12 protein-coding genes are annotated in these 14,352 nt (G+C 59.9%); 2 read left to right on the top strand and 10 right to left on the bottom strand.

All coding sequences use genetic code 11. The features are described from left to right. Positions 1-48: 48 nt before the first annotated feature. On the top strand, positions 49-1,485 hold the full coding sequence (pyk, locus tag B1C80_RS08195) for a pyruvate kinase (RefSeq protein ID WP_077920895.1): 1,437 nt from the start codon (positions 49-51) through the stop codon (positions 1,483-1,485). Positions 1,486-1,597: 112 nt separating this feature from the next. On the opposite strand, the gene B1C80_RS08190 is transcribed toward pyk, so the two are convergent. Then, positions 1,598-2,071, bottom strand: a complete 474-nt coding sequence (locus B1C80_RS08190) for a DUF5606 domain-containing protein (protein ID WP_077920597.1) — start codon at positions 2,069-2,071, stop codon at positions 1,598-1,600. A 97-nt stretch (positions 2,072-2,168) separates the two neighbouring features. Beyond that, positions 2,169-2,804, bottom strand: a complete 636-nt coding sequence (gene yihA, locus B1C80_RS08185; RefSeq protein ID WP_077920894.1) for a ribosome biogenesis GTP-binding protein YihA/YsxC — start codon at positions 2,802-2,804, stop codon at positions 2,169-2,171. A gap of 189 nt (positions 2,805-2,993) precedes the next feature. On the opposite strand from yihA, the gene B1C80_RS08180 reads away from it, so the two are divergent. Beyond that, positions 2,994-3,452 (top strand): thioredoxin family protein, encoded by a 459-nt coding sequence (locus B1C80_RS08180; RefSeq protein ID WP_077920596.1) that lies wholly within the window; start codon positions 2,994-2,996, stop codon positions 3,450-3,452. A gap of 75 nt (positions 3,453-3,527) precedes the next feature. Here the strand turns inward: B1C80_RS08180 and B1C80_RS08175 are convergent, their stop codons facing one another. From B1C80_RS08175 to B1C80_RS08140, 8 genes are read right to left on the bottom strand one after another with little or no spacing between them, the layout of a single operon-like run. Next, positions 3,528-4,742 carry a glycosyltransferase family 4 protein gene (locus tag B1C80_RS08175; protein ID WP_077920595.1) on the bottom strand — a complete coding sequence of 405 codons (1,215 nt, stop codon included), beginning with the start codon at positions 4,740-4,742 and terminating at the stop codon, positions 3,528-3,530. After that, positions 4,739-6,274: an alginate lyase family protein gene (locus B1C80_RS08170; protein ID WP_077920594.1), complete on the bottom strand. Its 1,536-nt coding sequence runs from the start codon at positions 6,272-6,274 to the stop codon at positions 4,739-4,741. The genes B1C80_RS08175 and B1C80_RS08170 overlap by 4 nt, the downstream gene beginning before the upstream one ends. Further along, positions 6,268-8,421 (bottom strand): Gfo/Idh/MocA family oxidoreductase, encoded by a 2,154-nt coding sequence (locus tag B1C80_RS08165; RefSeq protein ID WP_077920593.1) that lies wholly within the window; start codon positions 8,419-8,421, stop codon positions 6,268-6,270. Before B1C80_RS08165 ends, B1C80_RS08170 begins: the two co-directional genes overlap by 7 nt. Continuing rightward, complete coding sequence (wecB, locus tag B1C80_RS08160) at positions 8,418-9,515, bottom strand: non-hydrolyzing UDP-N-acetylglucosamine 2-epimerase (protein ID WP_077920592.1); 1,098 nt, start codon at positions 9,513-9,515, stop codon at positions 8,418-8,420. Before wecB ends, B1C80_RS08165 begins: the two co-directional genes overlap by 4 nt. Before the next feature lie 25 nt (positions 9,516-9,540). Next, a complete protein-coding gene (locus tag B1C80_RS08155) occupies positions 9,541-10,701 on the bottom strand; it encodes a Gfo/Idh/MocA family protein (RefSeq protein ID WP_077920591.1) in 1,161 nt (386 codons plus the stop codon). Beyond that, a complete protein-coding gene (locus B1C80_RS08150) occupies positions 10,698-11,831 on the bottom strand; it encodes a glycosyltransferase (protein ID WP_077920590.1) in 1,134 nt (377 codons plus the stop codon). Before B1C80_RS08150 ends, B1C80_RS08155 begins: the two co-directional genes overlap by 4 nt. Before the next feature lie 11 nt (positions 11,832-11,842). Then, positions 11,843-12,862, bottom strand: coding sequence for a glycosyltransferase family 1 protein (locus B1C80_RS08145; RefSeq protein WP_077920589.1), 1,020 nt, complete (start codon positions 12,860-12,862; stop codon positions 11,843-11,845). Next, positions 12,859-14,352: an O-antigen polymerase gene (locus B1C80_RS08140; RefSeq protein WP_077920588.1), complete on the bottom strand. Its 1,494-nt coding sequence runs from the start codon at positions 14,350-14,352 to the stop codon at positions 12,859-12,861. Before B1C80_RS08140 ends, B1C80_RS08145 begins: the two co-directional genes overlap by 4 nt.

The following is a 14,352-nucleotide window of genomic DNA, read 5'->3' as shown; positions in this document are numbered from 1 at the left end:
TATTTTTGCACCGGCTTCTGGCCGTACTGCCCAACTTTTTCTTTCCCCATGTCCAAGAAAACCAAGATTGTGGCCACCATTGGCCCGGCTTCCGAGACCAAAGAACAACTGCTGGCACTGGCTCGGGCTGGCGTTAACGTCTTCCGGCTCAACTTCTCCCACGGCACCCACCAGGATCACCTCATGCGGCTTACCCGCATCCGCGAAATCAACGCCGAATACAACCTGAACCTTTGCATTCTGCAGGATTTACAGGGGCCTAAAATCCGCATCGGCAACGTGGAGCATAAAGACGGCGTCATGATTTTGCCCGGCAATACGCTGACGTTCACGAACGACGACATCGTGGGTACGGCCGAGCGCGTCAGTACGCCTTACAAAGACATGTACAAAGATGTACACCCCGGCGAACGGATTCTGATGGACGACGGTAAACTGGAAGTGCGCGTACTGCGGACCGAAGGTACCGACGTCGTTACGGAAGTGGTCTACGGCGGCTCCATGAAGTCGAAGAAAGGCGTAAACCTGCCCAACACGAAGGTATCGATGCCCGCCGTAACCGAGAAAGACTGGGCCGATCTGGAGTTTGGTCTCGAAAACGACGCCGAATGGATCGCCCTGTCGTTTGTACGGGAAGCGTCGGAGATTCTCGAAATCAAAGAATACATCCGGTCGAAAGGCAAGAAAAGCCGCGTCATCGCCAAGATTGAAAAGCCCGAAGCTATTCAGAACATCGACGAAATCATTGCCGCTACCGACGGTCTGATGGTAGCGCGGGGTGACCTCGGCGTCGAACTGCCCGCCGAAGAAGTACCGATGATTCAGAAAATGCTGGTCGAGAAATGCAACCGGGCGGCTAAACCGGTTATCGTGGCTACCCAGATGCTCGAAAGTATGATCGATGCGCCCCGCCCCACCCGCGCCGAAATCAACGACATCGCCAATTCGGTACTCGACGGCGCCGACGCCGTTATGCTCAGCGCCGAAACGGCGTCGGGTAAATACCCGATCCTGGCCGTAGAGTCGATGGCCAACACCATCCTCCAGGTAGAGGCAGCCTCCGACGCCATCTATTACCGCTACCACGCCCACGTCAATGAGCAGCCCGGCGAGAACGTCATCAACGACAACGTGGTGATGAGCGCCTGCCGCCTGGCCCGCGACACCCGGGCAAAAGCCATCATCGGGATCACCAACTCGGGCTATACCGCCGTGCGGCTTTCGCACCACCGCCCCAAAGCCGACCTGTACGTCTTCTCGAACGATCCGCAGCTGCGCAACACGCTCGGCCTGTACTGGGGCGTTCAGGTGATGCCGTACGAACAGAACCCGGAACTGAACATCGATCAGACCGTAGAGGGTATCAAGCAGACGCTCATCAGCCAGAAAAAGCTGTCGTCGGGCGATATCTTCATCAATACGCTCAGCATGCCGCTAACGCAGTCGCGCCGGACCAACACGGTCAAGCTCAGCACTGTCGACTAATACGCGTCTCCTTCCGGAAAGCAGTCTGCTTTCCGGAAGAACCGGACATAAAAAAAAGCCGCGAAGCCAAGGGCCTGTCGCGGCTTTTCTGTTCTCACTGAAAATGAAGTTTTTAGGCCTTCGGCTCGTCGGTCGTCTCGGCTGAAGGGGTTTCGTCGGTGGTTTCGGCCACTTCGGGCTGGGCGTCGAATACCTCAGGCGCATGCTGGCGCAGAATGGTATACCAGACAATGAGCTTCTTGATATCGGCAGGCCGTACCCGATCCCGATCGTAATTGGGCACAACGGTGGCCATAAACTCAGCCAATTCGTCGTTCGAGCCTTTGGGGTCAACGGTCAGGGTATCGCCATAGGTCGTGTATACGCTCATCAGCACGTCGGCCAGCGGAGTCGACTGATCGTTTCCGTCGCCATCCACGTAGATGGATATATCATTCAGGACCGAGACACGAGCCGTTGGGCCCATCATGGTCTTTGCTTTCTTATCATCGAGCGACTCAACAATAACGCCTGCCCGGCCTGGCTTCAGAATTCGGTACAGGCCGCTATAACCGGCCACATTGGCAATCTGCTTTAATGCTTCCATAAGTAATCTACTAAATTGGTAACGCTACCTTGGTTGGTGTATTGTTAATTGAACTGAGTGATTGGCTGAATTTATCATCGATCACTCCGGCGCGGGTTTATTTGCCGGGCTTGAACCGCTTGACGCCCGCACTTTTCTCATACTCCTCGTTCAGCGGGCGGATGAACGAAAGAATGTCTTCGCGGCCCGCAGCGGTGACGGCCGATGTGATAAAGATCTGCGGCACCTCTTCCCAGGTTTCGAGCAGCCTGGCGCGGTAGTTGTTTAGGGTTGCCTGGAGCTTTACCGCACCCAGTTTTTCGGTTTTCGTGAAAACGATCACGAATGGCAACCCCCGATCGCCGAGGTTTTCCATGAAATCTAGGTCTATTTTCTGCGGCTCGATCCGCGAATCGACCAGCACAAAAATACAAAGCAGGTTGGGCCGGCTGGTCAGGTACCCATCAATCAGCGCGGCAAACTTCTCGCGCTCGGTCTTGCTAACCTGCGCGTAGCCGTAGCCCGGCAAATCGACCAGGTACCACTGGTTATCGATGATAAAATGGTTGATGAGCTGTGTTTTACCCGGTTTACCGGATATCTTAGCCAGCGAAGCCCGACTCGTGAGCATGTTGATCAGCGACGACTTACCCACGTTGGACCGGCCAATAAACGCATATTCGGGTCGATCGGGCCGGGGGCATTTGGCAGGATCGGAGTTACTGACGAAAAATTCGGCTTGTTTAACGGGCATCGTGGTAGTAGCTGAAATGGCCGCAAAGTTCGGAAAGAATGTGGACAATGGCATATGGTTTGCACCTTGTCATTTACAATGCCGTTATTAACTTGCTTTCAGAAATCGCGTCGCTGGAAACGAAAGGCACAAGGCTATGCGTTATTAATCGGAAAAGACTCACAGACTACCGGCGCGCCGGATCAACTCATGAAAAAAGTAGTTTGGCTATTAACCATTCTGTTTACCGGGCTTGGTGCTGTTTCTACGGACGCGGCCCGGTCGGTCCCCCCCACCAACCGCATCGGCGACGATAAACCGGAAGCGGGTATTCAGTTCACGGAGGCATCCTGGCGCGAGATTCTGAAGAAAGCCAAAGCCGAGAAAAAAGTCATTTTCCTCGATGCCTACGCCAGCTGGTGTGGCCCCTGCAAACTGCTGCAAAAGCGGGTGTTCACCCAAAAAACCGTAGGCGACTACTACAACAGCCGGTTCATCAACGTGAAGATGGACATGGAAAAAGGCGAAGGTCCGGCCCTGATGCAGGTGTACCCCCTCGAAGCCTATCCAACGCTGCTGTTCATCGATGGCAACGGCCGGGTGCTGAAAAAAGTACTGGGCTACCAGTCGCCCGAAGACTTGATTGCCATCGGCCGCAGCGTGAAATAAATCACCGACATTCAGTACAAAAAAAGCCTGCAGTCATACGACCGCAGGCTTTTTTTTGGCCAGATCCGACCCGGATTATACCGTTGTGGTCGAGGCAGCGCGGCTGACGGGTTTACGGTCTGTGGCTGCCTCCAGCAGACAGCGGGCCAGCTCGACCATAATCTGCTGCCGGCTGAATTGCCGAATGAAGTCAGGCCGGTACTGTGTCTGGTAGGGCGTCTGCTGCAGCTGGGTTACCAGCTCGGCCACGTTGCCGGGCGAAAACAGCCGGTAGTTACTGAGGTGTAGTCGAACAAATCGGGCTGCGTAGCCCCCCACCCCCGCCAGAATCGGTTTGTCAGTCGCTCCGTACTCGAACAGCTTGGAGGGCAGCACTCGTTTCAGAGCCCGCAGATTACTTAAGTGAACAAACAGATAATCGGCCCGCTGGTACTCGGCCAGCAGCGTTTTTCGGTCTACGGGCGGGCGCAGCTCCACGTTTTTCAACCCCCAGTCACGAACGGCCGCTTCGAGAGCCGACAGCTGGCTGCCATCGCCGATGACAACGAAATGAAACCGGTTGCCCAGCAGCCAGGCTGCCTGCGGAACGATGATCTCCAGCCGCTGCCCGGCCCCGATATTCCCCGCATATAGAATAGTTACGGGTCGGGTAGCGTCAGGCGCAGGGGTAACCGGATTGTTAGTAGGCATAAACTCTCTATCGATGCCGTTGGTGTAAAAGCTGTACGACGCCTGCCGGTACCGGCCGAAATAGCTGGTAAAACCTTCGGATACCAGGTTGATATGCCGGGCGTAGCCGAACGTGTACCGCTCCACCGCCCAGAGTACGGGGTTGAGTGGCCAGCTGAGCGGATGACCCAGCAGTTCCACTATGGTTTCCCGAAACAGATCGCGGATGTCGAGCAGCAACGGAATCCGGCGGCTTCGCGCCAGCCGGGCGCCCAGAAAGGCCGTGAACAAACGCGACGACGATGCAATGACTACATCATAGTCGTGTACTTTAGTTAGCTGACGAGCAGCCCGGTAATACGCCCCGAACGACCGAATCTGATCCCGGAACCCGTTCGCGTGGGCCGGTACACTAATCCGGTCGATTACCAGATTTCCCCGTTCTTCGTGAGCCGGAGCCAGCCGGTAGAACGACTGGTATCGGTTGGGCTGCGTGGTGACCACGTGCAGCCGGTCATCGGCTGTCAGCTGCCGCGACAATTCGGCCACCAGCGCCGAGTTGCGGAACGACCCTGCACACAAGTCCGGCTCGAAATAATAGGTTAAAAACAAAATAGTCATTCAGCTAGCTGGATTATGGTGTTCAGGGTGGTAGCAAAGTCAACCGTCAGGCAGATACTGGGCCGCAACCGGTTAAAATCCACAGCCATCTCGTACGGAGTCAGCCGCCACGCTACTGGCCCATCTGACCGTAGCATCAGCCGCAGCGGACCAATCATGGCCCCGTTGTCAGTCAGGCTAACCGGCACATCTGGATGGGCATAAAACCGGGCTGTTCTCTGGCGATTGCCGGTGGTATGCCGCCCCGTAATCCGGTCGGCAATCCAGATACGGTCCGGGGCCAGGGTCCAGCGTCGCCAGTGGGTCAGGCCCAGATGCCGGTAGCCCGTATGCCGGGCCAGCAGGGTTGTTTCCGTATCGGTCAGTATCGTAACCCGTGCCCGGCGCCCCACCCGAAAAGCGGCCCAGACCTCCGATGAGTTCTGACCGGCTATCTCTACGGTATTGTGGGCTGCGGTACTGCGTTCCCACCGACGGCGTTCGTTTCGTTCATAAGTCGACGTACCTACATCGACCAGTACCGGACGATTATCGACGTACAGCACAAACCCGAGGGTGTCGGCATGGGCGTGACCGGGCTGATGATCCGGCCCCACCGGCCCCACGTCGGCCAGCAGCTCATACCTGGGCCGACGGAACATACGATAGCCGGGCTGCCCGAACCGGGTGTCAGCCACGGCCAAACCAGCTGTCGATGTCACAGAGATACTATCGTTCATCATTGGTAAATCACCGTTCCGAAACGTAATGGCCGCCAGCCAGCCCTGCATCTGGCTCACCTTCCGGGATACGACAGTTATCAACTCCGGGTCGTTGGGCCAGCGGTCCGCCAGCAGCATGGTCAGCAAGGTAATGAGCCGGTTCAGCAGCAGCCGGTGGTAGGTTGGACTTTGTTCGTAATGCCCTCCATCCGGCCCGATCTGACGGTTCAGCTCCGTACAGACGAGCCGAGTTGCTTTTCGTAACCAACGCTCATCACGCCAATGTACTGAAGCCATCAGCAGCGCGATGCCATTTTCTAGTAAATGGTTGCCGCTCAGGTGATATTCGAGACGTTGCCATACCAGCCGGGCCTGCGCCTTCAGGTGCCGGTCCAGCACGACATCCTGAATCTGGTGCCACCGCAGAAACTGAATCCAGTTGACCAGCCGCAGGGAGGTCGGGTACGGCTCCAGCCCATCGCGCAACGAAGAGGTCTGCCGCACGAAGTCGTATAACAGCGCCAGCCCCCGATCAGCCGGCATGGGTTTCGGCTCGTTCAGGTAGCTGAACCCGTTCAGGTGATAGGTCCAGAGTTTGCCGTATATGGCGTAATTCCAGTCGACGGTTTCGTGGAACGTAGCGGTTCGATTCAGGAACGTGAACGCAACCGGCGCTATGTCCGGCACACCCAACCGTATCACCCCGGCCGTAGACCAGCCATCGAACCCCCGCAGGCGCGGGGCGAAACGCAGCCGGTTCCAGACCTGGTAAACGAGCTGGCGGGGCGTCAGGTGCCGCAGCGTACGCCAGTACAGGCCGGGAGTTACCATGCTGAAGAGGCTGGTGGCGGATCAATAGCTGGCCGGAGGGTTACCCAGCCGGTCTGGCGCAGGCTCTCCAGGGCGGCCAGCATAGCCTGGGTCGTGTTTACGCTCTCCGCGAACGGAATGGGCGGTTCGCTGCCCTGACGCCGGTGCTGCGCCAGCGCCATCATCAGCGCCCGATGGCCCTTATCCTGCCGCCCCGCCAGCCGCGAGAAGTGGCGAAAGCCGTAGCCCGTCAGGCTCCGGTAGTTGTCGAGCACCAGCGTCCGGCCCTGGCTATGCACCTCAACCCGCTCCTTGGCGTAAGCACGGCTGCCAACAGCGAGGAAGTTCAGCACCCCCGTAGCGCCGTTGGCGTACTGGATGAGCAGCGAGGCCGAATCGGTTGTCTCGCTGGGTTGGGTTCCCATCGCCAGCAGACATACCCGCACCACCCGGCTACCGGTTAGAAAGGTAATCAGATCGACGCCATGGCAGCCTTCGCCCAGCAGCCGCCCTCCCCCAGCAGCCCGGTCATGTAGCCACGACTGGACTGGCACCTCACCCACATTCATAGTCATGGCCACATGCATCGGCACCGCATTGGATACGGCTCCGCCCAGCAGCGTCTTCATCCTCTGCACATAGGTCGAGTAACGTCGGTTAAACCCCACCGTTACGGTCCGACCCGACTGCCGCTGTGCCTCCACGACATCGGCCAGCTCTGCCTCCGACAGCGCCAGCGGTTTCTCGACAAAGACATGCTTACCCGCCCGCAGTGCGTCGACGGTGAGCCGGGCGTGGCTGTCGTGACGGGTAGCGATCAGGCATAGGTCGATTGTCGGGTCGTCGAGCAGGTGGCGGTAGCTGGAGGTAGCCTTTCCAATCCCGTAGACAGTTGCCAGCCGGGCCGCGCTTAGTCCACGTTCGCTGGCAATAATGGCGGGAATCAGGCCGACCTGCTTCAGCGCGGGCAGCAGGGTTGTTTTGGCGTAGTTACCCGCGCCGATCAGGCCTACCCCACCAGCCGAATCCGAAAACCGGCCGGGACTTATACAAACGACCGGACTGAGCGATACCGGGTCAGGATAGGAAAAGAGGGCAGCCACCGGCCCCGTCGATGTATATACTGAGCGGAAGTTGGTCAGCGGCACGGGCTCCGTCCGCAGGGCCGACACCGCCAGCTGACCGCTGGCCAGCAGCTGCAGAATAGTCTGAAAATTTCGATTCTCGGTCCAGCGAACAAACGGCAGCGGGTAATCGTGTCCCTGCTGCTCGTAGGTATCGTCGTAGCGACCGGGCCCGTATGAACACGACACCTGAAACGTCAGCTCTTTGGCGTAGAAGTCGGCCCGGTTCAGGTGCAGCCCTACCTGCCCTACCAGCACGATACGCCCCCGAACCCGACTCATTCGGGCGGCCTGGGTCAGGAGCGTATCACCCGATGCGGTAGCTGCGATGATCACCCCATCGGCCCCGGCCTGACTCGTTAGCGATGCCACGGCCCGTAGTACGTCGGTCTGGTCCGGATTCAGCGCCAGCAGGCCCCGGCGCCGGGCCAGGTCGCAGCGCGACTCGTCGGGGTCCGTAGCCACCACCCGACAACCGTTGATCCGAAGCAGATCGGCGGTCAGCTGCCCGATGAGCCCCAACCCGATAACCACGACCGTTTCGCCCAGGGTCGGGTTGAGCAGGCGGATACTCTGCAGCGCAATGGCTCCCACAACGGTAAAGGCGGCATCGTCGTCGCTGACATCATCGGAAACGGGGGCTACCAGCTTACGGGGTACGCAGACCACCTCTGCATGCGGTCCGTTGCTGACAACGCGCTGCCCCAGGTGCAGATCGGTTACCCCCTCGCCCAGGGCCATCACCTCGCCAACGTTGCAGTACCCCAGCGGCACCGGCTGGTCGAGCCGCCGGCGCACCGCGGCTATGGTTGGCCAGAGGCCGTCGGTTTTCAGCTTGTCCAGCATCTGCCTGACCCGTTCGGGCTGCTGGCGGGCTTTGGCGAGCAGACTGGCCCGTCCGAACGCAACCAGCATCCGCTCCGTTCCCGCCGACACCAGCGACCGGCGCGTTCTGATCAGCACCTGCCCGGGCCTGACCCGTGGCGCGGGTACGTCATCAAGGCGTATCTGCCCGGTTTTCAACTCCAGAATCAGCTGTTTCATGACAGGGTAGCCGCTATACTGTCAGCAATGCGACGGGCCGTCTGGCCATCCCAGAGCGGGGGCACGGCCGCGGGTCGACGGGTTCCGGCCAGCAGGTCGGTTACGCGCATCCGTACCGTATTCGGGTTGAGGTCACTCAGGAGCTGGTTGGTGCCCAGGGTGGTGGTAACGGGCCGCTCGGTGGAGTCACGGAACGTCAGGCAGGGCACGCCGAGGTAGGTGGTCTCTTCCTGAACACCGCCCGAATCGGTAATGACCAGGGCCGCCTGGTCGAGCAGGTTCAGAAACTCGAGGTAGCCCTGCGGCTCCAGCAGCCGGACATTCGGGAGCTGCTCCAGTTCATTCAGCAATCCAAACCGGGTCAGGCTGGCCCGCGTACGCGGGTGCATCGGGAACAGGACCGTACGCTGCTGCGCCGTATCGCTGATCAGCTGCAGCAGAGTCCTGAGCCCGTCGGCCGAATCGACATTGGCGGGCCGATGCATGGTCATCAGGATATATTGGTGGCGCTCGAGGCCCAGCGAGCGCACCGTATCCAGGGCTCTGGCCCGGGGCAGGCATTGCTGCAGCGCATCGATCAGCACATTACCCACAAAATGAATCGTATGCGGTCGTACGCCCTCATGCCGGAGGTTTTCCAGCCCGGCCGCTTCCGTAACGAACAGCAGGTCAGCCAGCTGGTCGGTCAGCAGCCGGTTGGTTTCTTCGGGCATGCGCCGATCACCGGACCGCAGACCGGCTTCGACATGGGCTACCCGGATGCCGAGTTGTACGGCCACCAGCGCACAGGCCAGCGTACTGGTCACATCCCCTACGACCACCACCCAGTCGGGACGTTCGGTGAGCAGTACGGCTTCAAACCGGGCCATGATGTCGGCCGTCTGCTGCGGAATAGACCCCGGCGCTATTCCCAGCACATAGTCCGGTGCGGGCAGGTTCAGTTGCTGGAAGAAAAGATCGCTCAGCCGGGCATCATAGTGCTGCCCCGTATGCACAATCAGGTTCGTCAGGGCCGGATGCGCGTTAAACGCCCGGTGCAGCGGAGCCACTTTCACAATATTCGGGCGGGTGCCGACAACGGTAATGAGTTTCACGGGGTCTGCGGGGTCGATTAGGGGTTCACACTACGGCCAGACAAGTCGTCTGTACAGCATCGTCAAAGCAGGCCAGTTCATCGGCCAGCACAAAGCGCGACTGCCGGGTGCGGGTCAGCACACAGTCGCGGATATGGAGGCTCAGGAGGGTTGTCAGTTCGATCTCGCGCCAGGGCCGAACGTCGGCATGGAAGGGTTGCAGCACGGCCCGTTCGTGGCCCACGTCTTTGGGTGAGAAGCGCCAGGTTTGTTTGGCGGCCCCCTGCCAGATAGTCATCGACCGAAAATCATCGATATGGACCATGAGATCGCCACATTGCAGGTCTATTCGTTCGTTGATGCCTTCATAGGGCTCCGATCGGGCGGTCAGCAACAAGCTAACCAGATCATGCCGATCGGTGGTGAGCGTCACCGACAGGTTATCATCGGATTCGGCCGGATCGGCCCAGGCCAGCTGGATGGCAAACCAGTCGGGTAAGCCACGTTGGGTCATCAGGTGAATAGCCAGGTCGATCCAGTGGCTCAGATTCCCCAGGATGCGGGTACCTTCGGGCGGGTGACGGTACCAGTGGTCGGGCGGAATGCGGTGGCCATTGATGTGACAGCTGAGGCTGAGGGGAGCCGCTCCCGGCAGGGTACGTAGCCAGCTCGTCAGCTCGGTCGTAGCCGCGGCAAAAGGCCGGTTGTAGCCAGCCAGCAGCCGACCCGCTACCGCCCGCTGCGCCGACGACAGCGTCACCAGCTGCTGCCGGGTAACCGCTACCGGTTTTTCTACGTACACATCAAGCCCCCGCTGCAACCCCGCCAGGGCGTAGGGCGTATGTGACGCGTGCGGGGAGGCTATGTACAGCACTCGCAGGGCCGGGTTGGCGAGCAGTTCGCCGGGCGTGTCGACATACCGCCGAAAACCGTACATCCAGGCCAGCGACCGGGCCTGTTCGGCGTCGGTGTCATAGGCATCGAGGAAGCGGTTTCCGCGGTGTTTACGCAGAAAAAAACAAAGGGTGCTGAACGCAAACTGCCCGCAGCCAATAACCGACGTATCGGCCCGGCCGGGCCACCCCCGCCCCAGCATCAGCCATACCGGGCATCGGGTGCGCAGTCGGCCGGCGGCTTTGGTTAACGCCCGACGCCAGCCGTAGATACCGGCAAACCGAACCAGTCGGGTTAGCTGCTGGGTCGTCATAGCGGGGCTGAAACCGGGCTGAACAGCTGCTGGTACTGAGCCAGGGCTGCGGATCGGTCGAAGATGCGATCCAGGACAGTCCGGGCGCCAATGGCCCGCTCAATGTAGGCTATGGGCCCCATATCCAGACAATTGGTCAGGACATCCACCCAGCGATCGGTGTGCAGCGGCAGGTTCCACCCGGCCCGCTGCTCGTACAAATGCTGCCAGGGGGTCTGATCGCTGATAAGCACCGGTAATCCAACCGATAAAGCCTCGGCAATACCATGACCGAAATTTTCGCCGGACGTGGGCATCACCAGAAAGTCGTACGGCACGAGCGTATCCCGCACAGCCGTCGGCATCACATCCCCCCGGTATACGATCCGGTGCCGGCTGGCGCAGATACGCTGCAGGCACGCCTGCCAGTAACGCTCGTCGACCACGGGGCCGTAGATGGTCAGAGTCACCCCCTCTGGTACCTGCTCCAGACAGTCGAGCAGGAAAAGCAGTCCTTTGTTTCTGGCGATACGGGCCAGCCAGATCAGCCGAAGTTGCTTAGCCTGTTTATAGTGCGGGGGGCGCGGGCTGAGCCGGATGGGCAGATCAGGTGCCACCACAATCTGTTTACCACCTATACCCAACCAGTACTGGATTTCCTGTTTTTCATGAATCGATGTGGCATGCCAGCGCAGCAGGTCGGTCATTAGCCAGCGCAGCAGCTGCACATAAGGCTCTTTTTTCCAGGCCTTTAACCGGATAGCACCCGGCAACAGCTCGCCCCGCGGAGCTACGGTAAGGAGCCGTTTCATCAGGAAACTGTTCAGCAACAGCAGCCGCGTAAATACCGAGAACAAACTATTGGTATAAACCATAGCCTCAGGCCGCTCACTCAAAAGCTGCCCCACCCGACAGAAAGTAATCTGATCGGGTGGCAGATACAGCACATGATAGCCGTCTCTGTTGAGCCATTCTCCGGCGGTCAGGTCAGGATACGGTGCGGTATCGCCTGCGTCGCGGTCGCGCGTTACGATGAACAGATCGTACTGATCCCGCAACAGACCAATCAGGTTTTCGATAGCGGGAATAGGGCCGCCAAACCGATAGCCAGGCCGAAAATGGTCGATGAATATAAGCAGCGAGGGTGTCAAGGAAAAGGCGTTTACCGGCAGTTGCCAGAACCGATAGACGTATATACAGTCCGGTAGTCACGAGCCATCTGTGCGGCAGAGTACCGGTTGGCATTCTGCAAACCAGCTTCGATTCGCTCGTTTCGATAGGCTTCATCCGTCATGAGCCGGACAATACCGGCCCGAATAGCAGCCACATCGACCGGGTCTACTACCAGGGCCGCGTCGGCCGCCACCGACCGCATGGGCTGCCAATCAGCGGTGATGACCACCCGCCCTACCGCATTGGCTTCCAGAATGGGCATACCAAATCCTTCGTACACAGACACGAACGTGACGATGTCGCAGCTCGTGTATAGCTGAAAAACAGCCTGCTGGCTCAGGTCGGTGTACGATACATAATCGATCTGACAGCGGTTGAGCTGCTCCCTGAGCCCGGGCGATAAAGGCCCTACCAGCACCAGCCGACACCGCAGCCCGGTCAGCGCATCGATCAGCCGGGGCAGGTTCTTATGCGGGGCTGTTCCCAGCTGGAGCAGGACCGGGTACTTGGACCGAAAGGGGCGCGGGCTGTACTGGAAAATCGGGTCGGGCGCGTTCGGCACGACCACCACCGCATCGGCCCGACGCCCTACATACCGACGGAGTTCCTGCCGGGTTTTGTCCGAGACGGCCGTTACGACAGCCGCCCGACGTATGGGCCAGTAGAACCACAACAGCCAGAAAATCAGCCACCGAACCGGCCGATGCCGATTCTGATGCAGGGTAATGGCATCGTGAATGGTCAGCACCGTTCGCGACGGCGGCAGCACCAGCGCCAGGTAATGCACGTCGCCTGTGATGTGGTACACGTCGGCGGGTGAAGTGCGGGTCAGGCGAGCCACAAACCGGAGGTTCTGCCAGACGCTCCGGATACCCCGGCTCACGTACGGCATCGGTACCACGCGGACCGTACAATCCGGCTCACGGGCCAGTTCCTGCCCGATACCGGCTACCAGCGACTCGATGCTGTAGCCCGTACCGGGGCTTCGTAGTAGCAGGGTTATGTTCATGACGGCGTCTCTCCTGATGCGTTTTGGCCGTTGGTAATCGACGGCGGGGCGGAGGCTCGTTTCGGGCTCAGTAGCCAGGCCAGTCCGTAGCAGACCAGTACCGACCGCAGCCCGATTAGGAAGGTGATCATGTCGGTTTCAAGCATCGACAGCGCCAGCGATACCAGCACGCAGGCCGTCAGCAGCGCAAAGACCGGCCTCCGGTCCGACGACGCCAGCCGATACACCAGCCCGACCAGCACCGTCAGGAAGCCGGCATATACTACAAACCCAAACCCGCCAAAATCGACAAACGACTCCAGATACAGCGTTTCGCTGATGTCGGTCAGGCCGATTCCGAAGGCATGCTCATAGAGTTTTTCTTTTACCTCGATCGTTTGCTTGTCGACCAGAAAATCGCTGGGTGTCGCCACGAGCAGACTCCCCGCCAGTTGCTGTCCCAGCAGGGGCGACTGCGAACTGGTTCGGAACAGGTTCACAAACTGGCCCAGCGCCAGCGAACCATAGCCCGCCCGCAGCGCCAGGTTTCGGTTTCGGAGCGCGCTGTATTCATCCGTATCGGCCTGCCAAAGCCCCGTCAGCATCTCCCAGCCGCTCATACGCTGGGCCGCTTCGAACCGGTAAACGACCCGCAGGCGGTGGTAGGCATCGGCCAGCGCAAAGGCCATCATCGCCGTCAGCAGCAACGCCAGACTAGTTTTTAACCGGAATGGCCGATGCAGTGGCCGGTCGAACAGAATCCCTAGCCCGGCCAGCCCGAAAAAGAAAAAGACACTGCGCCGACCAAACAGAAAAAACCAGCCCAGCTCGACCGTCAGCAGCAGGCCGTAGAGCCAAACGTGTCGGTAGCGACCCTGGGTGTACTGACACCGGGCGTAATACCCCAGCACCACCGGCACCACCGGAGCCAGCGGCCCGACCAAGGCCAGCAGCGGATGCGTAGGCGCTCCGTCCTGCGCCAGATCACGACCGCCGTAGACCACCGCCCCTACCGCCAGCAGATACCCCTGCGTCAGCAACAGCAGCCCGACCAGCCCCTGCAAACGACGCCGGTGGTCGGTCAAAGCCGCCAGCGCGGCCCGGTGCAGCCGGGTTATGTGGCCGGCCTGCTGAACCCGGTTGCCCACCAGCCATAACGTCAGCGCAAAAACGTCGGCATACGCCTGCGCCAGGGCCAGATCGGTACTGGTCGTATGCGCCTGCTCAATGACATCGGTCCACAAACCGGCCTGCTGAACCGATAGCGCCAGCAGGCTGAACAAACCGCCCAGCGAACTGGCCAGCCCGATCGTAACGGCGGCTACCCGGAAGAAGTTGAGCCGACTCGCCGGCTGGCGCAGCAGCCCAACCCCACCCAGCCCGCTACCCGCCAGCGAAAGCAGGGCCGTACTGACAAAGACCGCATCGGTCGGCCAGACCAGCCCCAGCCCCGCCACGGCCATCGCCAGCAGCAGGTACCGCACCACCCGTCGATCAGCGTCGTGTTCCAT

The organism is Spirosoma sp. 209, from assembly GCF_002006735.1.
Classification (GTDB): Bacteria; Bacteroidota; Bacteroidia; order Cytophagales; family Spirosomataceae; genus Spirosoma; species Spirosoma sordidisoli.
This window is presented reverse-complemented; position numbering and strand designations above follow the sequence as displayed.